This is a genomic window from Amycolatopsis halotolerans (assembly GCF_042647905.1).
GTDB classification, from domain to species: Bacteria; Actinomycetota; Actinomycetes; order Mycobacteriales; family Pseudonocardiaceae; genus Amycolatopsis; species Amycolatopsis halotolerans.
The window spans coordinates 55545-75094 of record NZ_JBHRWI010000050.1 but is presented as its reverse complement, the minus strand read 5'-3'; the positions used below and the strand labels follow the sequence as shown (position 1 = coordinate 75094).

Below are 19550 nucleotides of genomic sequence, written 5' to 3'. Positions count from 1 at the left end.
CAACGGAGTTCGATGATGACACCCGGCAGCGTTTCAGGAAATGCACGAGAACGCCAGTCACCCGGCATGTCACCCTGCCGGAGCAGTCGAATCCGGGCGCGGCGGACATCTCGGCTACTCCATTCGGACTAAGAGGAGACTTCCGGGCACAGCTGAGCCGCCGACACCCCACGCGGGCGAGCAGGGCGGCATAGTGTCGGCGTGATCGATCGATCCCCCGGCGCGGCGAGCGTCAAACAGCTGGCAGACGGCGCCTTCGGCTACGTCCAGCCCGACGGTTCCTGGTTCATCAACAACTGCGGCTTCGTCGACGCCGACGGGCACGCTGTGCTTATCGACACATGCGCGACCGAACGGCGTACGCGCGCCCTGCTTTCGGCCGTAGGCGACACCGCCGGCCCGGTCACGACGCTCGTCAACACGCATCACCACGGCGACCACACGAACGGCAACTACCTCGTCGGCGGCGCCACCGTCGTCGGCCACCGCAAGACCCGCGAGACGCTGCTGGCCGACGGGATCCAGCGGTACGAGGGCGTCTTCACCGACAGCGATTGGGGCAAGCTCGAACTGCGCGTGCCCGACCTGGTCTTCGACGACACCGTCACCCTCTACGCCGGACAGACCCGGATCGACCTCATCCACCCCGGCCACGCCGCGCACACCACCAACGACGTCCTGGTCTGGCTGCCCGAGCAGCGCCTGCTCTACGCGGGCGACCTGGTGTTCAACGGCGGCAGCCCGTTCGCGCTGATGGGCTCGGTCGCCGGCTGGCGGGCCGCGCTGAACGTGATCCGCGAACTGGACCCGGCGGTCATCCTGCCCGGCCACGGCCCGGTGTGCGGGCTCGAAACGGTGGACTTGGTCGACGACTACCTGGAGTTCGTCCAGCGCGCCGCGGAAACCGGCAAGGCGGCGGGGCGGTCGCCGTTGGAGCAGGCGAAGGCGACTGATCTTGGCCGGTTCGCCGAGCTGACCGAACAGGAACGGCTCGCCGGGAACCTGCACCGGGCATACGCCGAACTCGACGGCGAGGGGTGGGGTGCGCCACTCGATCTGGTGGCTCCGCTGAAGGACATGCTGGCCTGGAACGGGGGCCCGATCCGCTGCTTCTCGTGAGCACCGGTTTTGTGGCTAGGCTCGGAATCCGGCAGAGGTTTTCGGAAAGGTTTCGGATGAGCAAGAAGGCGAGCATCGGGGTCACCGGCCTCGCGGTCATGGGCCGCAACCTGGCGCGGAACCTGGCCCGGCACGGGCACACGGTCGCCCTGCACAACCGCTCCGAGGAGCGCACCCGCTCGCTCGTCGAGCAGTTCGGCGACGAGGGCGACTTCATCCCGGCGTACTCCGCGCAGGAGTTCGTCGACGCGCTGGAGCGGCCGCGGCAGATCGTGATCATGGTGAAGGCGGGCGGCCCGACCGACGCCGTCATCGAGGAGTTCGCGCCGCTGCTGGAGCCGGGCGACGTGATCGTGGACGCGGGCAACGCGCACTTCGCGGACACCCGCCGCCGCGAGCAGGCGCTGCGCGAACGCGGCCTGCACTTCGTCGGCACCGGCGTGTCCGGCGGCGAGGAAGGCGCGCTGCACGGGCCGAGCATCATGCCCGGCGGGTCGAAGGAGTCCTACGAGTCGCTCGGCCCGCTGTTCGAGGACATCTCGGCGAAGGTCGACGGCGAACCGTGCTGCACGCACGTCGGCGCCGACGGTGCCGGGCATTTCGTCAAAATGGTGCACAACGGCATCGAGTACGCCGACATGCAGCTGATCGCCGAGTCGTTCGACCTGCTGCGCGGCGCGGCGGGCTACTCCCCGGCGGAGATCGCCGACGTCTTCGGCACCTGGAACACCGGGCGGCTCGACTCGTACTTGATCGAGATCACCGCCCAGGTGCTCAAGCACGTCGACGGCGCGTCCGGCAAGCCGTTCGTCGACGTGGTCGAGGACGCGGCGGAGCAGAAGGGCACCGGCCGCTGGACCGTGCAGATCGGGCTCGACCTCGGCGTGCCCATCAGCGGCATCGCGGAAGCGGTCTTCGCGCGTTCGCTGTCCGGGTCCACGGGGCTGCGTTCGGCCGCGCGCGGCTTGGGCGGACCGACGCGCACGCCGCTCACCGGGTCCGCGCTGGAGACCTTCGCGGACGACGTCGAGCAGGCGCTGTACGCGTCGAAGGTGGTCGCGTACGCGCAGGGCTTCAACCAGATCCAGGCCGGTGCCGCGGAGTACGGCTGGGACATCGACCTGGGCCGCGTCGCGTCGATCTGGCGCGGCGGGTGCATCATCCGGGCGAAGTTCCTGAACGACATCACGTCCGCCTACGCCGCCGAGCCGGGCCTCCCGACCCTGCTCACGTCCGGCGATTTCCGGGCAGCTGTCGAAAACGCGCAGGACTCGTGGCGTTCGGTGATCTCGACGGCGGTCCGGCTGGGCATCCCGACGCCCGGTTTCTCGACCGCCCTGGCGTACTACGACGGCCTGCGCGCGGACCGGCTCCCGGCCGCGCTGGTGCAGGGACAGCGCGATTTCTTCGGCGCGCACACCTACCGCCGGGTCGACCGTCCCGGCTCGTTCCACACGCTGTGGGCCGGAGACCAGTCTGAGGTCGAAGCCTGATTTTTTGTTGCTGCAGAAGGGCTCTCCCCTTGTTCCAGGGGAGAGCCCTTCTGCTATATCAGGGTCAGGATGAACAGCACCGCGAGCGCGATGGCGATCATTTTTGCAAGGTGCCGAGAATTTCCGCGAGGAATTCCTTGATCTTCGTTTCGGCCTGTTCCTTGTCGACCCCCAGTGCGGCAAGGACTTCGTAGCCCGCGCCCTCGCCCTGTTCCAGCAGGGCGAGGAGGATGTGCTCGGTGCCGATGTAGTTGTGCCCGAGCCGCAGCCCCTCGCGCAGGGTGAGTTCGAGCGTCTTCTTGCCCGCCGGAGTGAACGGCACCTTCTCCGGCGCCTCGTCGACCGGCTCCGGCAGCTTCGCCTCGGCGGCTTCCCTGACCGCGTCGAGAGTGATCCCCTGCGCGACGATCGCACCGGCGGCCAGCGCGTCCGGCTCGGAGAGCAGGCCGAGCAGCAGGTGCACGGTGTCGATCCCGGGGCTCTTGCCGTCGATGGCCGCCTGCTGAGCCGCGACGATGACGTGCCGGGCCCGGTCGGTGTAGCGGCCGAACATGCGTTGTATTCCGCCGGATGGATCGTCGCCCTTCGGCACGAATCTCTTCTGGGCGGCTTGTTTGGTTACGCCCATACTGGCCCCGATGTCGGTCCAGGAAGCCCCGCTGCGCCGTGCCTGGTCGACAAAGTGGCCGATCAGGTGGTCCGCGACGTCGCCGAGGTGCTGGCCGACGTATACGGCGTCGGTGAGCTGGGCGAGGGCGTCTTTGTCGTTGTTGGCCTTGATGGCGCTGATGAGGTCGTCGAGTTTCACTGAGTCGGTCATGGCGTCAACCGTAGGTTGACGATTGGGTTGCGTCAACCCTTGGTTGACGAATTGCGAGGGCTATTCGCCGAGCATGACCTTGCCCGTGCGCCGGTAGCGAGCGTTCGGGCTGTGCGGGGACTCGCCGATCAACTCGACCAGTTCCTCGCCTCGAAGAACGCGCAACCATCGGGACACCGTCTTGTCCGGCATGTCCAGCAGCGCCGCGAGTTCGGCCCGGGTCAGTTCAGCGGTGCCCAAGGCGTCAAGCACCTCGCGCCGCCGGTCCCGCCTGCCGCTCGTCCGAAGACCGGTGCCGACCGAAGCGACGAGTTCGTAGCGCGCCCACCGTCGGCTTCCGGTCTGTCGCAGCAGACCACGCGACACGAGGTCGCCGAGTTCGGCAGTCGCGCGCCGCGAGTCCACCCCGGTCGCACTGCGGTAGGAATGGTTGTCCAGGACGTCTCCCGCTTTGCTCATGGCCAGCCCGAGACACTGGCTGTCGGTGAGCCCGTATTCCCCGAGCCCTCGAATCCAGGCGACAACCTCGTCGCTGATCAATGCGTGATTGGGAAACTCGACCCGGAAAAAGGAAATCTTGTCGACGAACCGTGGCGGACTCAGCGAGGCGTCCCGCAACGCCATAAGCATCGTGCGGATTCCCGAGCCGCGGTTCTCGCACACAGTGCGTGCCGTGCCCGGCAACGGCACATCCTCGAGAAGCTTGAGCAACGTAGCGTTCCGCGCCGAAGAAACACCTTCCTCCCCCAAGGTGTCTTCGGTAACCGGCCCGTAGAGGCCGCCCGGATTGCGGATGACGAGCCGGTCCGGGTACATCTCGATCTGCACCTGGGTACCACGAGATTCCGGCGAATAGTCGCGATGCGCCAACGCGTTAACCACGGCCTCGCGCAGCGCTGGTTCTGGGTACTCCCAACTGTCGATGCGCCCAGCACCGCGCACCGTCGCCCGGCGTGACATGTTCGCGCGAAGCACAGCCAGCGCGTCGCGGACCATCGCGGGGATCGATCCCTCGAGAACCCGGTTGTCGAGGAATCTGTCTCCGGTGCGGAGATCTGCTCCCTCCGGCGTCGGGTAATGCACGAAGGAAACCATCAGCTGAGGGAAGAAGTGCTGCGGATAGCGCCCGAGTGCCAGCAACCCCGCGACAGTCACCCGATCATCGACGAGAACCTTGACCCTGCGCAGAACGTCCTCTCGCGAAAGGTCCGCGAACGCGTAGGGCCTCTGCTGCTGAAGCCGTCCGACGAACGTCGAGACGAGTTCGGAGTCCAAGTCAGCAAGACTTGCTTCGGAAATCGGTTCCTCGTCGTCTCGCGGCTGCCCCCGGTTGGCCACCATGAGGTGGACCTCGTAGCCGCTGAGCCGCCGGTCCCCGTCGCCGACCCGGACGTAGCTGCCCTGCGCCATTCCGAGCCGCTTGGCGAAACAAGGCCTGCTGCGGCTGTCGAGGGCGGGAACCTCGGCGACGACGAGGTCGGCACCCTCGAAACGGTGTGTCCTGATCAAGGGCCGCAGCGGCGGCTCCATCTCGTCGGCGCAGACCGCGGACAAGTCGGCAGTCATTTTCGCTGGGTCGCGCACACCGTTCGCGCTAAACCCCGAGGCCTCGTCGAGCCCGAGAATCAGCACTCCGCCACGCGTATTGGCGAACGCGGAGACCGTGTCCCGGACCGACTTAGGCAGGCGATCCTCAGCGCGTTTGGCTTCGACGTCGGCATCGTCGCCACCGAGCCGACGAAGGTTGCCGACAATCTCCGCCAGCTCGTCGTCCAGCATCCCGCCCCCGCCTACCTCTACATGCTCACTTACTTGCTCACTTTAACCCAAGTGAGCAAGTAAGTGAGCATGTAGCCGCTCCGACGCGCTCAGGCGAACGGCAACCCCACGTAGTTCTCCGCCAAACTCGTCGCCGCCGCCCTCGACGAAGCCGTGTACCGCAGCTGCGACAACTGCAGCCGCCGGGCAAAGGCGTCTGCGCCGGGATCCACGTGGAGCATCGTCGTCATGAACCACGAGAAGTGCTCTGCCCGCCACACCCGCCGCAAGCAAGTGTCCGAATAGGACTCAGCCAGCGACGAATCCCCCTGCAGCAAAGCCACCAAAGCCCGCGACAGCACCACCACGTCCGCGACAGCCAGGTTCATCCCCTTGGCCCCAGTCGGCGGCACGATGTGCGCCGCATCGCCAGCCAGGAACAACCGGCCGTGGCGCATGGGTTCCGTGACGAAGCTGCGCATCGGCGTGATGCCCTTGTCCAGGATCGGCCCCTCCTGCAGGGTGAACTCCCCGTCAACGGCCAGGCGCGTCGACAGTTCCGTCCAGATCCGGTCATCCGACCAGGCCGCCAGGTTCTCCTCCGGATCGACCTGCAGATACAGCCGCGTGACATCAGGGGAACGCATGCTGTGCAAGGCAAATCCCCGAGGATGATGGGTGTAGATCAGCTCCTCGTGCGACGGCGGCGTCTGCGCCAGCACCCCGAGCCAAGCGAAGGGGTACTCGCGTTCGAAGGCAGTCAGCACACCGTCCGGAATGGACGGACGCGAGACACCGTGGAAACCGTCGCAGCCTGCCACGGCGTCGCATTCCAGAGTCTGCAAGACACCAGCGGAATCCCGGTAGCGCACAACAGGGCGCGAAGTATCCAAAGAGGACAGTGAAACTTCCGAGACCTCGAAGTGCAGCGGCAGATCCGCGTCCTCATGCGCGTCCACGAGATCCTTCACGATCTCCTGCTGCCCGTACACCGTGATCGCCTTGCCGGTCAGCTCGGTGAGCGCAATACGGTGGTCAGCACCGTCGAAGCGGAGCGAGAAACCCTCGTGCGGCAAGCCTTCCGCCGCCAACCGGCCGCCGAGACCGATCTCCGTGAGCAGGTCGACCGTCGGTTGTTCGCACACCCCGGCGCGCACGCGTTGCCGCACGTACTCGCGGTCGCGGGCTTCGAGCACCACAGCCTCGACACCCGCCTGGTGCAGCAAATACGACAGCAGCAACCCGGCCGGGCCGGCACCGATCACGGCGACCTGCGTGCGCAACGAAACCTCCGATCAAGCCGCGGTGCGCGACTTCAGGTGTGCTTTCAGATCGAACGAGCTGGCTTCCAGATCCGCGTACGCCGGATGCGGTTCAGCGGCGAACAACCGGCGCGCGGCGATGTGGTCCGGCGCGCGGTTGACCGATTCGACGGCGATCAGGACGTCGTCGCGGAAGGACAGCACGGAGAACTTCCCGGCGGACCGATCACCGGTCACGACAGTTCGGTCGGCCGCCCCGAGAATGCCCGCGATCTGCAGTTTCGCGCCGGTCTGGTCGGTCCAGAACCACGGCAGGCTGTCGTACCGAGCCGGTTCCCCGGCGATCGCCGCGGCCACCGATCGCGCCTGGTCAACGGCGTTCTGCACGGATTCCAACCGGGTCGCGGCCCCGGCCTGCACGCACGGGAAGCAAGCGCAGTCGCCGATCGCGAAGATCTTCGGGTCCGCAGTGCGCAGGTGTTCGTCCACGACGACGCCGTTGCGCACCTCAAGCCCAGCCGCCTCGGCCAGCGCCGTCTCCGGCAGCACGCCGACCGCCACGACCACGAGGTCCGCGGGCAACCGTCGTCCGTCGGAGAGTTCGACGGACTCCACACGGCCGGACCCGTGCAGCGCGGTAACCCCGACGCCCAGCAACAGCGTGTGCCCGGCCGCCCGGTGATGTTCGGCGAAAAATTCCGAGATCTCCGGCGACGCGACCCGCGCCAGCAGCCGGTCCTGCGCCTCCACCACGGTGACCGGACGGCCGGCGTGCGCGGCGAACTCCAGCCCGATGAACCCGCCGCCGATCACCACGACGTCGCCCGCCGCGTCCAGCGAAGCCCGCAGCCGGTCGGCGTCCGCGCGCGTGCGCAGCGTCAGGACGCCTTCGAGGTCGGCGCCGGGCACCGGCAGCGCACGGTTGCGCGCGCCGGTGGCCAGCACCAAATGGTCGTAACCCAGCTCCGTACCGTCCTCGAGCCGGACCTTCGCCGCGTCCCGGTCGATCGCGGCGACCCGGCCGCGGACCAGCTCGATGTCCTTCTCGGCGAAGTAATCCTCGGGCCGCAGCACCAGCTGCTCGACGCCCGCGCTGCCCGCCAGATACGCCTTCGACAGCGGCGGCCGCTGATACGGCACCCCCGGCTCGTCGCCGACAAGAACCACGCGGCCGGCGAACCCCTTGTCGCGCAAGGACGCCGCGGCCTGGAACCCGCTTTGCCCACCGCCGACGACGAGAACGGTCTCGGTGCTCATCTCGCTCCTCCCGACATCTCAGGTCCATCTGAGCACACCTCGGCCAAGATCGTCGAGGAGCAGCGGTCAGACCCGCTGCAGGAAGGCGATCGCATCCGCCGCCTCGACCGCGTCGAACGGGAGATACCCGCGTCCGTCGCCGGTCCGCGCGGGCAGCTCCGGGTCGATTCCGGCGGTTTCGACCAGTTCACGGTCCTGAACCGTCGCGGCGAGACACGCCTGCAATGTCCCCGACGCGGGCTCCCCTACCGCATCCGAGAAACCGAAATCGGTGGCAATGAACACATACCGGTCACCAAGCCGATCAGCGACCTGCGCGCCCGCACTCCACCACTGCGCACCCATCATCGAGGCCGCGCGACGCTGCAGATGCTGGTTGTGCGCGGAGACGAACGTGCCCGGCAGCGCGAGCAGGTTGTCCGCCATCATCGCGTCGCGCTGCGCCCCGAGCCTGCCCATCCGTTCCGGCGAGGTGCCGGCCATCAGGGAGTGGTAGCGGCAGAGCCCGACCGCGGTCCGCGCGAGCAGGTCTCCGCCTTCAGGCAACGCCGGGCGAGCCCGTTCGAAGTGGCCAGCGAGATCGTCGGCGACCAACCGCAACTCTCGCGCGCAAGGACTGTCCCCTTTGGACTTCGCCCCGTCCCACATCGCCGCTTCGTCGGCCCACCCCGCGTCGTCGCCCGCCAACCGCTCGATGGTCGCGACGTCGTGTGGCACGTCGTCAAGATGCTTGGCCAGGAAGCCATGCAGTTCGGTGAGCACTCCGCGCGGGCTGGGCGCGCTGGCCATCTCGAGCGGAGCGTCGAAGCCGTGGAAGTGGACCTGGTCTTCGGTCGCCCGGCCAGCGTTGTGGTCACGCAGCCACTCGACCAGCGCGCGGTTCGACGGGAACGCCCCGAAACCGTGGCTGAACCCAGTGGCCAGCACTTTGTCGAGGTCGCCTTCGCCGGTGGTCACGTAGTGGTCGACCAGGCGTCCGGCCAGGCAGTCGCTTTCCAGCGTGATCGAGCGGTAACCGTGTTCGAGGACGAGGTGCTGGAAGATTTCGTTGCGGAACAACGGGAACGCCTCGGTCCAGTGCGTCGGTTCTCCCAGGCCGAGCAGTGTCGGCGAACGGTGCGCGAGGAAGTCGTCAAAGGTCTGCATTGCTTTGACCGTATCGTTGAACTCTCCGTTGGCACTTCTTCGCGATTCACCTGGTTGAATGGCAGCAAACCCTCAAACCGGAGGTGACATGCGTCCGAAAGACCTAGCCCGCGAGCACGGCCTGTCGACCCAGGCCGTCCGCAACTACGAGGAGGACGGCATCCTCCCGCCCGCCGAGCGCGGGTCGCAGGGCTACCGGACGTACACCGAACGCCACGCGCAAGCGTTGCGCGCCTTCCTCACCCTGCGCCCCGGCTTCGGCCACGCCCGCGCGGCGGCGATCCTGCGCGCGGTCAACGAGCGTTCGGAGGACACCGCGTTCCAGTTGATCGACGAGGGCCACGCCGAGTTGCTGCGCGACCGCGGCACCCTCATCGAAGTCGAGCACGCGCTGCGAAACCTGACGCAGGAACCGGCCGTCCGCCAGACCGTGCCGTCGATCGGCGCGCTCGCGCACCAGCTGTCCGTGCACCCCGCCACGCTGCGCAAATGGGAGGCCGCCGGGATCCTCCGGCCGGAGCGCGATCGAGCCGGAAACCGCCGCTACCCACCGGCCGCGGTGCGCGACGCCCGCCTCGCCCACCAGCTGCGCCGCGGCGGCTACCCGCTGGCTCGCATCGCGGCGGTACTGGAGCAGGTCCGGCACGCGGGCGGGGTCGCGCCGCTGGAAGAAGCCTTGCGCACCTGGCGTTCCCGGCTCACCGCCCGAGCACACGCGATGCTGGACGGGGCCGCTCAGCTGTCGCGTTACCTCGCCGAGCACCCGCCTGGCCGAGTGCCGTGAGGGGAACCCTGAGGGAATCAGATTCCCTGAGGGTTCCCCTCACGGACAGCCGCTGATCACTCCGGCAGCAACGGCCGCATGAACATCCGCCGATACCGGATCACGCACCCGCTCTCGTCCCGGATCCGGTCCGCCGCCACGAACTCCGGGTCCACTCCGAACAGCGTCCGGTACCGCTCGTACGCGGCAAGGCTTTCGAAGCTGAACAACGCCCGGGCCTCGTCGCTGGCCCCTTCCGCGGGCAGGAAATACCCGTGGTGCACCCCGCCCTCGCGCCGCACCAGCCGCATCCACTCGGCGGCGAACCGTTCGAAGTCCGCGATCTTCTCCGGGTCGATCACGTAGTCGACAACGCAGGTGATCACGAACGACCCCAGACCCGCTCCGCCGTCGAGACGATCAGCTCCAGCTTCCGCAGCTGCTCGCTGGCGGTCAGGTCGTTTCCCTCCTCAGTGGACGAAAACCCGCACTGCGGCGACAGACACAGCTGGTCGACGTCGACATACCGCGACGCTTCCTCGATCCGCCGCACCAGCGCGTCCGGGTCTTCCAGCTCCGGCCGTTTGCTGGTCACGAGCCCGAGCACGACCCGCTTTCCCTTCGGCACGAACCGCAACGGCTCGAAGCCGCCCGAGCGTTCGTCGTCGTACTCCAGGAAGAATCCGTCCACCGCCAGCTCGCCGAACAGCGCTTCGGCGACGAACTCGTAGCTCCCGGACGCCACCCACGACGAGCGGAAGTTGCCGCGGCACAGGTGCGTCGTCACGGTCAGGTCGTCCGGTTTCCCGGCGAGCGCGGCGTTGATCGTCGAGATGTTGCGCAGGTGCATGGTGTCCGGGTCGCTGCCCATGCGCGCGACGAGCTCACGCTGCTTCGGGTCGTTGAGGTACGCCAAGCTGGTGTCGTCCAGCTGCAGGTACGTGCAGCCGAGCGCGTTCATCGCACGCAACTGCTCCGCGTACGCCGCGCTGAGGTCGGTGAAGAACTCGTCCAGCTCCGGGTACACGGTCTCGCTCACCGCCGCCCGGCCGCCGCGGTAATAGACCATGCTCGGCGACGGGATGGTCAGCTTCGGCGTGATGCCCGGGTCGGTGTGCGCCTTCAGGAACTCGAAGTGGTCGGAAAAAATCGGCTCGTCGAGCCGTATCTTGCCGTCGACCTGCAGGCCCGGCGGGCTGAACTCCAGGTCGCCTGCCAGATTGTGGAATTTCACGTGCAGCCGCTCGTCGCTGCGCGAGACGCCGCCGAGCACGTAGATGAAGTCCATGTGCCAGGAGGACCGGCGGAACTCGCCGTCGGTCGCCGATTCCAGGCCGGCCGCCTTCTGCATCTTCACGACGTCGCGGATCGCGTCGTCCTCGACGGCTCGCAGCTGTTCGGCGGAGATCTCCCCCGCGGCGTGGTCGCGCCGCGCTTCGCGCAGCACCGCCGGCCGCAGCAGGCTCCCTACATGATCGGCACGGAACGGAGGTCGTGCAGTCATGTCTGGCATGGTCACACACAAACCGGCGGTATGTGCAGCCATAATCCGGCGGGACCACACAGAAGGAGCCGCTCATGACCAAAGCCGCGCACCCGGTCGACCGGGGCCTTCCCGCCGGACGGCTGCTTCTGCTCGGACTGCAGCACATGGCGATCATGTACACCGGCTGCATCGCCGTGCCGCTGGTCATCGGCAGCGCGCTGCACCTGGACAACGCGTCGATCGCGCTGCTGGTGAACGCCGACCTGTTCGTCGCCGGGCTGGCCACTGTGGTCCAGTCGGTCGGCATCGGGCGGCTGTTCGGCGTCCGGCTGCCGGTGGTCGCGGGCGCGACGTTCACCGTGGTCAACCCGATGATCCTGATCGCCGCGCAGTACGGCATCACCGCGGTGTACGGCGCGATGATCGCCTCCGGCGTCTTCGGCCTGCTGATCGCCCGCCCGTTCGCCGCGCTGATCCGGTTCTTCCCGCCGCTGGTGTCCGGGACGTTGCTGCTGGTCATCGGCATCTCGCTGCTCGGCCCCGGCACGGCGATGATCGGCGGGCACGACACCGGCGACCCGTCCTACGGCGATCCGGCGAACCTCGGGCTGGCGTTCGGCGTGATCGCGCTGGTGGTGCTGTTCACCCGGGTGCTGCGCGGGTTCCTCGGCCAGATCGGTCCGCTGGTCGCGCTCATCGCCGGCGTGCTGATCGCGATCCCGCTCGGCCGCACGCACTTCTCCGGCGTCGGCGACGCGAGCTGGTTCGGGCTGGCCTCACCGTTCCACTTCGGAGCGCCGACGTTCCCCGTCGCCGCGGTCGTGTCGATGTGCGTGGTGATGCTGGTGTCGTTCACCGAAACCACCGCCGACCTGATCGCCGTCGGCGAGATCACCGGCCGCCCGGTCACGCCGTCCGACCTCTCCCGCGGCCTGGCGACCGACGGACTGTCCGCGATCTTCGGCGGCTTCATGAACTCCTTCCCGGACACCGCGTTCGCGCAGAACGTCGGTTTGGTGCAGATGACCGGCGTGCGCAGCCGCTGGGTGGTCGCCACGACCGGCGGCATGCTCGTGGTGATGGGCCTCGTGCCGAAGATCGGCGCGTTCATCGCCGCGATCCCGGAACCGGTGGTCGGCGGCGTCGCGGTGGTGATGTTCGCGATGGTCGGGGTCGTCGGCGTGCAGACGCTCAAGAAGGTCGATTTCTCCGGCAACCACAACGCTTTCGTGGTTTCCGTCGCACTCGGCGTCGGCCTGCTGCCCGCTTTTGGCCTCGACCGCTTCGGCAACTCGGTGTTCTTCCAGCACTTCCCCGCCTGGCTGCGCACGATCTGCGGCAGCCCGATCACCGTCGCCGCGGTGCTGGCCTTCGTGCTGAACCTGCTGTTCAACCACCTTGGCCGGAAGCGGGAGGAAGACCTGCTGCCGTAAGCAACCGATCGGCGAGCCGCAGGCCGATCCCCGGTTCGATCGGCCTGCTCAGCAGCACCCGCAGGTACAGCGGCGCGAGCACGTAATCCAGCAGTTCCTGCAGGTCCAACGCGGGCTCGCCACGGGCAGCCGCCGCCGTCAACATCTGCTCCAGATCCTCGCCGCGCGACAGCAGGTGCTCGATCGGATCAGCGTTGGTCCCGATGAAGGTGATCAACGCCCGAACCAGCACCGCGCCGTCCGGATCAGCGAGCGCGCGCTCGACCGCCGTCGCCCACTGCTCGACGTCACCGCGCAGCGACCCGGTATCCGGCACCGGCGACGTAAGGCTCAACCGAGCGACCGCGGCGTCGAGCAGCACGCTCGCACAACTGCCCCAGCGACGGTAAACGCTGGTCGGATTCACTCCTGCCCGCTCGGCGATCTGCGGTACCCCCGCGGTCGTCTCCCCCTCCGCGAGCAGCTCAATCACCGCACGGTGCACCGCTTCGCGCACCCGCGCGCTTCGCCCGCCCGGCCGAGTCATCCGGCCATCCTAAAGCAAAGGGGCTGGCCTTAACGACTGAAGTGTGCGTAACCTAAAGGCAAATCAATTGGCCTTAAGGAGCCCCGACATGGTCAGCAAGATCCCGCCCGCCGAACGCGAGGCCCTGCTAGCCGAACCGATCATCAGCGTCCTGAGCGTGACCGCGGAGCCCGGCCGCGCACCGCTGACCACCCCGATCTGGCACCAGTACACCCCCGGCGGCGAGGTCACAGTGCTCACCTCGCCCGGTGCCCGGAAGACAAAGTTGATCGAAGCCGCCGGCCGCTTCGCCCTGTGCGTGCAAGACCCGAAGACCATCCGCTACGCGACCGCCGAAGGCCCCGTCACCGGCGTCCGCGCAGTCACGGAGGAAGACCGCCTAGAGATGGCGCGCCGATACCTGCCCGAGGAGGCGGCGCTCGCCTACGTCAAAGCCACTCCCGAACAGAGCCACAACGTCGTGATCTCCATGCGCCCGGAACGCTGGAACACCGCAGACTTCACCGACCTGACCGACGAACTCTCCTGACCCGTCCCCAGGGTCGGCTCCATCCCTCCGCGCCGGAGCCGACCCTGGAACCCTTGTCCCCCAACCTTTTCCCCGGTACCGCCGTTCGGCCGCACACCCCGATCATGCCCGGTTTCCCTAGTTGCCCCGGCCGTTCGGGCACTCCTTTTCCTCGTCCTATTCGGCCCAGCAGCCAAAAGTCCCACCCCCTGCTTTCCGCCATTGCGCCGCTGTTCCAGCCCATGCCACCTTGTGCCGGAAAAGACCTTCGAACAGAAGAGGGCGCATGGACGGCACCACCCTCATTCTCAACGCCGCCGAACGGACCAAAGCGGCCGAACTTTTGGCCAGGTTCACCGACAGCTACGAAAATTCACTAACCAGTCGCCCGATCGCCCCTGACGCGGACCGGGAAACCCTGACCAAACTGCTAGCCGAACCGTTCCCGGAAGAAGGCCTGGGCGTAGAAGCATTCTTCGCCGACGTAGTAGACCGGATCGTGCCCTACACCACCACGATCGCACACCCACGCTTCCTCGCCTACGTCCAGGGCCCGCCAAACGGCATCAGCCCCTACGCCGAAGCGATCGCCGCGGTACTGAACCAGAACTGCAACCTGTGGCAGATTTCCCCCGCTGCCAACGTAATCGAACGCTCCGTCATGGACTGGCTCACCGACCTCTTCGCGCTAGGCCCTTCCTCCGGCGGCCTCCTCACCAACGGCGGTTCCGGAGCCACGAAGGACGCGATCACCGCCGCCATCGCCGACCGCAGACCAGACTTCCGCGAACGCGGCCTGCAGGAAACCCGCGCCCCGCTAGTGCTTTACACCTCCGACGAAGCACACCGCAGCGTTGTCAAAGCCGCCACCCTCCTAGGAATCGGACTGGCCAACGTCCGCACAATCCCGACCGACGACCATTTCCAACTCCGCGTCGACCTGCTGGCCAAAGCAATCGCCGACGATCGGGCAGCCGGAAAAGAACCGTTCTGCATCGTAGCCACCGCAGGCACAGTAACTACTGGCTCGATCGACCCGATCGGCCCCATCGCTGACCTCTGCGAAAAAGAAAACCTCTGGCTACACGTAGACGGCGCTTACGGTGCCCTGTTCATCCTGGCCGATTCAACCCGCGAGGCGCTAGCCCCGTTGTCCCGAGCAGACTCCATCACCCTGGACCCGCACAAGCTGCTCTTCGCCCCGTTGGAAGCAGGAGCCCTGCTAGTCAAGGACATGGCGAAACTACGCGCAGCCTTCGCCTTCTCCTCGACGTCGTCGTACCTCACCGCAATCGACGACGCCCACCTACTCGACTACATGGACCACGGCCCGCAACTTTCCCGCAGCTTCAAGGCTTTGAAGGTCTGGGCCGCACTCCGCACCTTCGGCGTAGGAGCCTTCCGAACGACCACCGAACGCTGCCTGTCCCTAGCCACCCGACTCGGTTCGCACATTGCCGCGAACCCCGGCTTGGACTTGATGAACCCGGTGACGCTCACCGCAGTCTGCATCCGAATGCCCGGCCGCAACGCCGAAGCACACGCAGAACTCCTCACGAGACTCCACGAAGAAGGCACCGCAATGCTAGGCCCAGCAAGGATTCGCGGCCAAGCCTGCATCCGCGCCTGCATCACGAACCACCGCACCACCGAAACCGACATCGACCTGCTAGCCAGCCGCCTAACCACCCTGGCCACCCGCTGACCAGTTCCGTGAGGGCCACCTTCAGGGACTCTGATTCCCTCAGGGTTCCCCTCACGACCCTCGACAGTCCGTGAGGGCCCCCTTCACGGACCCAGATTCTCTCAAGGAGCCCTTCACGGACCCGCCCCATCTCCGCGATGCACCCAACGCACCATTCGGTGCACCCCACGCACCCAATGCGGCGTTTGGTGCGTCGCATGCACCCAATGCGGCATTCGGTGCGTCACATGCACCCAACGCGGCATTCGGTGCGTCACATGCACCCAACGCCACATTGGGGCGCAAGCCCCACCCCCACCCACCAACCGCAACCGATGCACCCAACCCTCGAGGCACCCAGCCCCTCCCCCGCACCCCGATACGAAGCCTCCCTGCGGTTCGGGGGTGCTTGTCAAGGCATCTTTCCCGCCTTGACAAGCACCCCCGAACCGTCAGCACAATCAAGCTTCGGGGTGCCCCACGCACACCAAGGCCGATGTCGCCGCCAGGCGACGAGCAGCCCCGGGGACTCACCCCACATGCACCAACGGCCTCCGCTGCGGATCCGGCTCCGCCCGACGCAACACCTCCCGAGTAACCGGAGGCACATCCCCATCCCCAAAAAACAAATACCGCCCCAAGAACTTGAACGGATTCCCCTCCGTCCAAGCGAAGTAAATATGCGGCCGCTCCCCAGTCTCATCCCGCACATGCAGCAAAACCGCCGCAATAGCATTAGCGATAGACGGGCTCTTCATCCGCAAAATCCGATACCCGGCCCGCTTCTCCCCATGCACCCGCAAGGTAGTCTCAAAATCCGAAGCATCCGAAATAGTAACCTCAAGAAAGAACAACGCACTGTCCCGAGGAATATGATTGTCCTCCCGCGCCTCCCGCTCCTTCTCCCGATACTCCGCCTCATCCCGGGCATCCGGCTCATTAGCGATAATCCGAACCGCCCCAGACCGCACCGCCTTGTCCACGATCCGCTGCGCGGCGGCGTCGAACTCGACCTTCTCGACCCGCAGCTCCAACGACCGCGTAGCCCGGGAGATCAACGAGGTCACCACGATCGCCCCGATGAAGAACCCGGCGATCTTCACCCCTTCCGGCCGCTCCACGATATTGGCGATCGTCGTGTACAGAAACACCACAGTGATCACCAGATAAGCCCAGTACGCCCGCTGCTTGAGCCGTCGCGCGGACAACGTGACCGCGACCGAAGCCGATGAAATCAACACCAGCACCCCAGTCGCATACGCCCCGCCCTGGGCCTCCACGTCAGCATCGAAGATCAAGGTGATCACAAACGCGATCACCGAAACCACGATCACCAACGGCCGGGTGGCCCGAGCCCAGTCCGGAGCCATCCCGTACCGCGGCAGATACCGGGGCACGATGTTCAGCAACCCAGCCATCGCCGAAGCCCCGGCGAACCACAGAATCGCGATGGTGCTGACGTCGTACACCGTGCCGAAGCCGTCACCGAGGTAACTGTGCGCCAGATACGCCAGCGCACGCCCGTTGGCCTTGCCCCCAGCCTGAAACTCCTGCTGCGGAATCAGCACCGCGGTAGCAAAACTGGAGGTAATCAAGAACGCACTCATGATCAACGCCGCGGTAAGCAGCAACCGCCGGGTGTTCCGGATCCTCCCGACGGGGTCCGCCTCCGTGTCCCCGCTGGATCCCCGGACGAGCGGCATCACCGAGACCCCGGTCTCGAACCCGGACAGTCCCAGCGCGAGCTTCGGAAACACCACTAGCGCGACCCCGACCATCAACCAAGGATTGGGATGCTCGCTGACCAACAGGTTCTGCCAGTCCACAATCAACTGCGGCGCCCCGAAAACATGCGCCAGCGCGACAACCACCACCACGACGTTCAGCGCGAGATAAACCCCGACCAGAACGACCGCGACGCCAATCGCCTCAGCGAACCCCTTGAGAAACACCGCCCCGAGCAACGCGATGAGCACCAACGTGATCCACACCTGCCCGCCATGCAGCGCGGCCGGAACAAACGGATTCTCAATAACATGCGCAGTAGCATCAGCCGCGGACAACGTCACCGTAATCACGAAGTCAGTAGCCGCAAACCCAAGCAGCGCAAGCACTAACAGCTTGCCACCCCACCGCGACAGCAGCTTCTCCAGCATCGCGATCGACCCCTGCCCGTGCGGACTCTCCCGCGCCACCCGCCGATAGATCGGCAGCGCCCCGGCAAGAGTGAGCACCACCAGCACCACAGTGGCCAACGGCGACAGCACGCCAGCGGCGAGCGCGGCAATGCCCGGCTGATATCCGAGCGTGGAGAAGTAGTCGACGCCGGTGAGGCACATGACCTTCCACCACGGCTGTTCGGCTTTTTTGGTCTCCCGCTTGCCACCGGTCATCTGCTGGGCGCGCTTGTGCTCGCCTTCGAGGAGCCAGGCGCGCAGCTTTGTATTCGGCACGCGGCCGATCATGCCGGTTTCCGCCCCGCCGCGCGGACCGCGCTCAGCGGACGCTCAGGGTTTCACCGGACAAATAAGTCAGAGACAAATAATGTTCAGGACGCACGGTGGCTCGTGGCTGCTCGGCGAAGACGGCTGGCTCGAGCTCGACGGACCCGACGGGCTCGACGACGGATGCGGCGGCGCGGTCGGACCGGTGGTCTCCGGCCGTTCGCTCGACGCCGGATGCGACGGAACGGAATCAGCCGAGTGAGCAGGCGTGCTGTGCTCGCCGAGCGGATTGACGTTCACCTTGCTCGAAGGAGCGTCCCCGACGCCGACCGTGCCCCCTTCGGTTTCCTCGCCGGTGGGCGTCGGCGGGTTGGTCTCGTCGACGCCGCCAGCGCCGCCGGTGCGATCCGGCATCTCGACCACGCGCATCTCGGTGATCCGGGAGGCCCCGTCGCTCGCCGTGGTCCCGTAAGAGACGAGCATGGCCGCCGCCCCGCAGCCGACGATCACCGCGAGCATCACCGAAACCATGCGCCACCGGGACCGGGACGGCGGCGGCATCCGTCGTTCGTGTCCTTCGCGCACCAACAGCTCGGCGACCGAAACCTCGTCGTTCACCAGCGAGACCTTTCACCAGGAGTGGCCTATTCCTACCGGATGAGCCCACCGAACGGGTGACAAAGGGCGAAACCTTCTACCCTGAGTGCTCACTCTAGCGGGTGTGAATCACAGCGCATTCACAGCTGCTCTTGGCCAAAATCCCAGCATGCCCAGCCACTCTGGACGCATGTCGCTGCGCGAACCGGACCCGGTGCCCCGCCCGGCGCGCAGTGCTGCCACCACGGGAACTCCCCGGAAGTGGCGGTCCTTGACGTGGCTGCGCGAGCGGACTCCGGCCGCTGTCCCGCCCGCCGGGACCACCGACGTCCTCGAACCGGCCGGGACCGCGGCCACGACCCGGGCAGGCGGAACCCAGTTGGCCGACCTCATCGGATCCCCTCGGCCGACGGCGACGGCCGTGCTGCCGGACAGCGATCCGCTCGACCTCGTCCAGCCCGCCCCCAGGCTTCCCTTCCTGGCGATCCCCGCGGCCTGTCGGCCGAAACGAGCCTGGCTGAACCTCGTCCCCAGCCCGCGGTCCACGCCGTTCACCTTCGGCTACCTCGTTCTCCTCCTCGGCACCTCGCTGCTCCTCCGGTTCGGCAGCTCCAAGCTCACCGGCAAACTCCTCGCCGCATCGAGCACCGACGCGCACAACATGGCGCGTCACCCCTTTACCGCACTCCTGACCAGCGCGTTCTGGATCGCCGACGGCGGCTGGCTGCCGTACGCGGTGATCTTCGCGATCGCGGTCGCCCCGTTCGAACGGCGGTTCGGCGGCCTCCGGACGGCTCTCGTCTTCTTCAGCGGGCACGTGCTCGCCACGATCGCCACCGAACTTCCGGTCATGGCCCTGATCCACAGCGACGTCCTGCCGCACTCCGCGGGCCGCTGGCTCGACATCGGGGTCAGCTACGGCTTCCTCACCACCGCCGGCGTGCTCGTCGCATTGCTGCGCGGGCGGGCCAGGATCGCCGGGATCGTGGCCCTTGAGCTATTCGTTATCAGCGTCTATGTGACCGACGATCCGGCCAGTCTCGCGTCCGTCGTGACCGTCCTCGGACATGCCTGTGCGGCCCACTTCGGCCTGCTCGTGTGGGGTCCGCGACTGCGCAGCGTGCCCCGCGTCGCCCGATAGCACCCGTCGTCGGCGTCCAGACGAGTGATGCAAGCGGCTCCCCGTGCGGATATACACAGGCTTCACTCGGTGGTGTAATCGACGGGCCATACGCCGACAAGGGGGATCGGAAG

Annotated in this window: 17 protein-coding genes; 7 read left to right on the top strand and 10 right to left on the bottom strand. The window is 67.0% G+C overall.

Annotated elements, in window-relative coordinates; genetic code table 11:
- Nucleotides 1-201: 201 nt before the first annotated feature.
- Nucleotides 202-1119, top strand: a complete 918-nt coding sequence (locus ACFORO_RS34960) for an MBL fold metallo-hydrolase (protein ID WP_377874224.1) — start codon at nucleotides 202-204, stop codon at nucleotides 1117-1119.
- A 56-nt stretch (nucleotides 1120-1175) separates the two neighbouring features.
- Nucleotides 1176-2612: an NADP-dependent phosphogluconate dehydrogenase gene (gene gndA / locus ACFORO_RS34955; protein WP_354738716.1), complete on the top strand. Its 1437-nt coding sequence runs from the start codon at nucleotides 1176-1178 to the stop codon at nucleotides 2610-2612.
- A gap of 97 nt (nucleotides 2613-2709) precedes the next feature.
- On the opposite strand, the gene ACFORO_RS34950 is transcribed toward gndA, so the two are convergent.
- The 5 genes from ACFORO_RS34950 to ACFORO_RS34930 all read right to left on the bottom strand — a co-directional run bounded on the left by ACFORO_RS34950 (nucleotide 2710) and on the right by ACFORO_RS34930 (nucleotide 8855).
- On the bottom strand, nucleotides 2710-3432 hold the full coding sequence (locus tag ACFORO_RS34950) for a Clp protease N-terminal domain-containing protein (RefSeq protein ID WP_377874225.1): 723 nt from the start codon (nucleotides 3430-3432) through the stop codon (nucleotides 2710-2712).
- Between the two features lie 60 nt (nucleotides 3433-3492).
- Nucleotides 3493-5211, bottom strand: a complete 1719-nt coding sequence (locus ACFORO_RS34945) for an ATP-binding protein (protein ID WP_377874226.1) — start codon at nucleotides 5209-5211, stop codon at nucleotides 3493-3495.
- Between the two features lie 89 nt (nucleotides 5212-5300).
- Nucleotides 5301-6473 (bottom strand): 4-hydroxybenzoate 3-monooxygenase, encoded by a 1173-nt coding sequence (locus ACFORO_RS34940; protein ID WP_377874227.1) that lies wholly within the window; start codon nucleotides 6471-6473, stop codon nucleotides 5301-5303.
- Nucleotides 6474-6485: 12 nt separating this feature from the next.
- Entirely contained in the window at nucleotides 6486-7709 is a 1224-nt protein-coding gene (locus tag ACFORO_RS34935) for an NAD(P)/FAD-dependent oxidoreductase (protein WP_377874228.1), read from the bottom strand.
- A gap of 66 nt (nucleotides 7710-7775) precedes the next feature.
- Nucleotides 7776-8855, bottom strand: a complete 1080-nt coding sequence (locus ACFORO_RS34930; RefSeq protein ID WP_377874229.1) for an erythromycin esterase family protein — start codon at nucleotides 8853-8855, stop codon at nucleotides 7776-7778.
- Between the two features lie 88 nt (nucleotides 8856-8943).
- On the opposite strand from ACFORO_RS34930, the gene ACFORO_RS34925 reads away from it, so the two are divergent.
- Nucleotides 8944-9639 carry a MerR family transcriptional regulator gene (locus ACFORO_RS34925; protein ID WP_377874230.1) on the top strand — a complete coding sequence of 232 codons (696 nt, stop codon included), beginning with the start codon at nucleotides 8944-8946 and terminating at the stop codon, nucleotides 9637-9639.
- A 56-nt stretch (nucleotides 9640-9695) separates the two neighbouring features.
- On the opposite strand, the gene ACFORO_RS34920 is transcribed toward ACFORO_RS34925, so the two are convergent.
- Together ACFORO_RS34920 and ACFORO_RS34915 are read right to left on the bottom strand one after the other, a co-directional pair.
- Entirely contained in the window at nucleotides 9696-10004 is a 309-nt protein-coding gene (locus ACFORO_RS34920) for an NIPSNAP family protein (RefSeq protein ID WP_377874231.1), read from the bottom strand.
- The gene (locus ACFORO_RS34915; RefSeq protein WP_377874232.1) at nucleotides 10001-11122 is read right to left on the bottom strand and encodes a 5-methyltetrahydropteroyltriglutamate--homocysteine S-methyltransferase; all 1122 of its coding nucleotides are present in this window, start codon (nucleotides 11120-11122) and stop codon (nucleotides 10001-10003) included. Before ACFORO_RS34915 ends, ACFORO_RS34920 begins: the two co-directional genes overlap by 4 nt.
- A 74-nt stretch (nucleotides 11123-11196) precedes the next feature.
- Here ACFORO_RS34915 and ACFORO_RS34910 point away from each other — a divergent pair, with 74 nt between their 5' ends.
- Nucleotides 11197-12537 (top strand): nucleobase:cation symporter-2 family protein, encoded by a 1341-nt coding sequence (locus tag ACFORO_RS34910; RefSeq protein WP_377874233.1) that lies wholly within the window; start codon nucleotides 11197-11199, stop codon nucleotides 12535-12537.
- On the opposite strand, the gene ACFORO_RS34905 is transcribed toward ACFORO_RS34910, so the two are convergent.
- A complete protein-coding gene (locus ACFORO_RS34905; RefSeq protein ID WP_377874234.1) occupies nucleotides 12494-13063 on the bottom strand; it encodes a TetR-like C-terminal domain-containing protein in 570 nt (189 codons plus the stop codon). The genes ACFORO_RS34910 and ACFORO_RS34905 overlap by 44 nt on opposite strands.
- An 88-nt stretch (nucleotides 13064-13151) precedes the next feature.
- Here ACFORO_RS34905 and ACFORO_RS34900 point away from each other — a divergent pair, with 88 nt between their 5' ends.
- Together ACFORO_RS34900 and ACFORO_RS34895 are read left to right on the top strand one after the other, a co-directional pair.
- Nucleotides 13152-13592, top strand: a complete 441-nt coding sequence (locus tag ACFORO_RS34900) for a pyridoxamine 5'-phosphate oxidase family protein (RefSeq protein ID WP_377874235.1) — start codon at nucleotides 13152-13154, stop codon at nucleotides 13590-13592.
- A 265-nt stretch (nucleotides 13593-13857) separates the two neighbouring features.
- Nucleotides 13858-15276 carry a pyridoxal phosphate-dependent decarboxylase family protein gene (locus tag ACFORO_RS34895; RefSeq protein ID WP_377874236.1) on the top strand — a complete coding sequence of 473 codons (1419 nt, stop codon included), beginning with the start codon at nucleotides 13858-13860 and terminating at the stop codon, nucleotides 15274-15276.
- Between the two features lie 509 nt (nucleotides 15277-15785).
- On the opposite strand, the gene ACFORO_RS34890 is transcribed toward ACFORO_RS34895, so the two are convergent.
- Together ACFORO_RS34890 and ACFORO_RS34885 are read right to left on the bottom strand one after the other, a co-directional pair.
- On the bottom strand, nucleotides 15786-17720 hold the full coding sequence (locus tag ACFORO_RS34890) for an amino acid transporter (RefSeq protein ID WP_354738740.1): 1935 nt from the start codon (nucleotides 17718-17720) through the stop codon (nucleotides 15786-15788).
- Nucleotides 17721-17786: 66 nt separating this feature from the next.
- The gene (locus ACFORO_RS34885; RefSeq protein WP_377874237.1) at nucleotides 17787-18317 is read right to left on the bottom strand and encodes a hypothetical protein; all 531 of its coding nucleotides are present in this window, start codon (nucleotides 18315-18317) and stop codon (nucleotides 17787-17789) included.
- Nucleotides 18318-18465: 148 nt separating this feature from the next.
- Here ACFORO_RS34885 and ACFORO_RS34880 point away from each other — a divergent pair, with 148 nt between their 5' ends.
- Nucleotides 18466-19437, top strand: coding sequence for a rhomboid-like protein (locus tag ACFORO_RS34880; protein WP_377874238.1), 972 nt, complete (start codon nucleotides 18466-18468; stop codon nucleotides 19435-19437).
- Nucleotides 19438-19550 lie beyond the last annotated feature (113 nt).

Bases quoted from the DNA above. Each gene is read 5' to 3' on its own strand.
- gndA (WP_354738716.1), top strand. From the start codon at position 1,176: ATGAGCAAGAAGGCGAGCATCGGGGTCACCGGCCTCGCGGTCATGGGC.
- ACFORO_RS34950 (WP_377874225.1), bottom strand. From the start codon at position 3,432: ATGACCGACTCAGTGAAACTCGACGACCTCATCAGCGCCATCAAGGCC.
- ACFORO_RS34945 (WP_377874226.1), bottom strand. From the start codon at position 5,211: ATGCTGGACGACGAGCTGGCGGAGATTGTCGGCAACCTTCGTCGGCTC.
- ACFORO_RS34935 (WP_377874228.1), bottom strand. From the start codon at position 7,709: ATGAGCACCGAGACCGTTCTCGTCGTCGGCGGTGGGCAAAGCGGGTTC.
- ACFORO_RS34930 (WP_377874229.1), bottom strand. From the start codon at position 8,855: ATGCAGACCTTTGACGACTTCCTCGCGCACCGTTCGCCGACACTGCTC.
- ACFORO_RS34925 (WP_377874230.1), top strand. From the start codon at position 8,944: ATGCGTCCGAAAGACCTAGCCCGCGAGCACGGCCTGTCGACCCAGGCC.
- ACFORO_RS34915 (WP_377874232.1), bottom strand. From the start codon at position 11,122: ATGACTGCACGACCTCCGTTCCGTGCCGATCATGTAGGGAGCCTGCTG.
- ACFORO_RS34910 (WP_377874233.1), top strand. From the start codon at position 11,197: ATGACCAAAGCCGCGCACCCGGTCGACCGGGGCCTTCCCGCCGGACGG.
- ACFORO_RS34905 (WP_377874234.1), bottom strand. From the start codon at position 13,063: ATGACTCGGCCGGGCGGGCGAAGCGCGCGGGTGCGCGAAGCGGTGCAC.
- ACFORO_RS34900 (WP_377874235.1), top strand. From the start codon at position 13,152: ATGGTCAGCAAGATCCCGCCCGCCGAACGCGAGGCCCTGCTAGCCGAA.
- ACFORO_RS34895 (WP_377874236.1), top strand. From the start codon at position 13,858: ATGGACGGCACCACCCTCATTCTCAACGCCGCCGAACGGACCAAAGCG.
- ACFORO_RS34890 (WP_354738740.1), bottom strand. From the start codon at position 17,720: ATGATCGGCCGCGTGCCGAATACAAAGCTGCGCGCCTGGCTCCTCGAA.
- ACFORO_RS34880 (WP_377874238.1), top strand. From the start codon at position 18,466: ATGCCCAGCCACTCTGGACGCATGTCGCTGCGCGAACCGGACCCGGTG.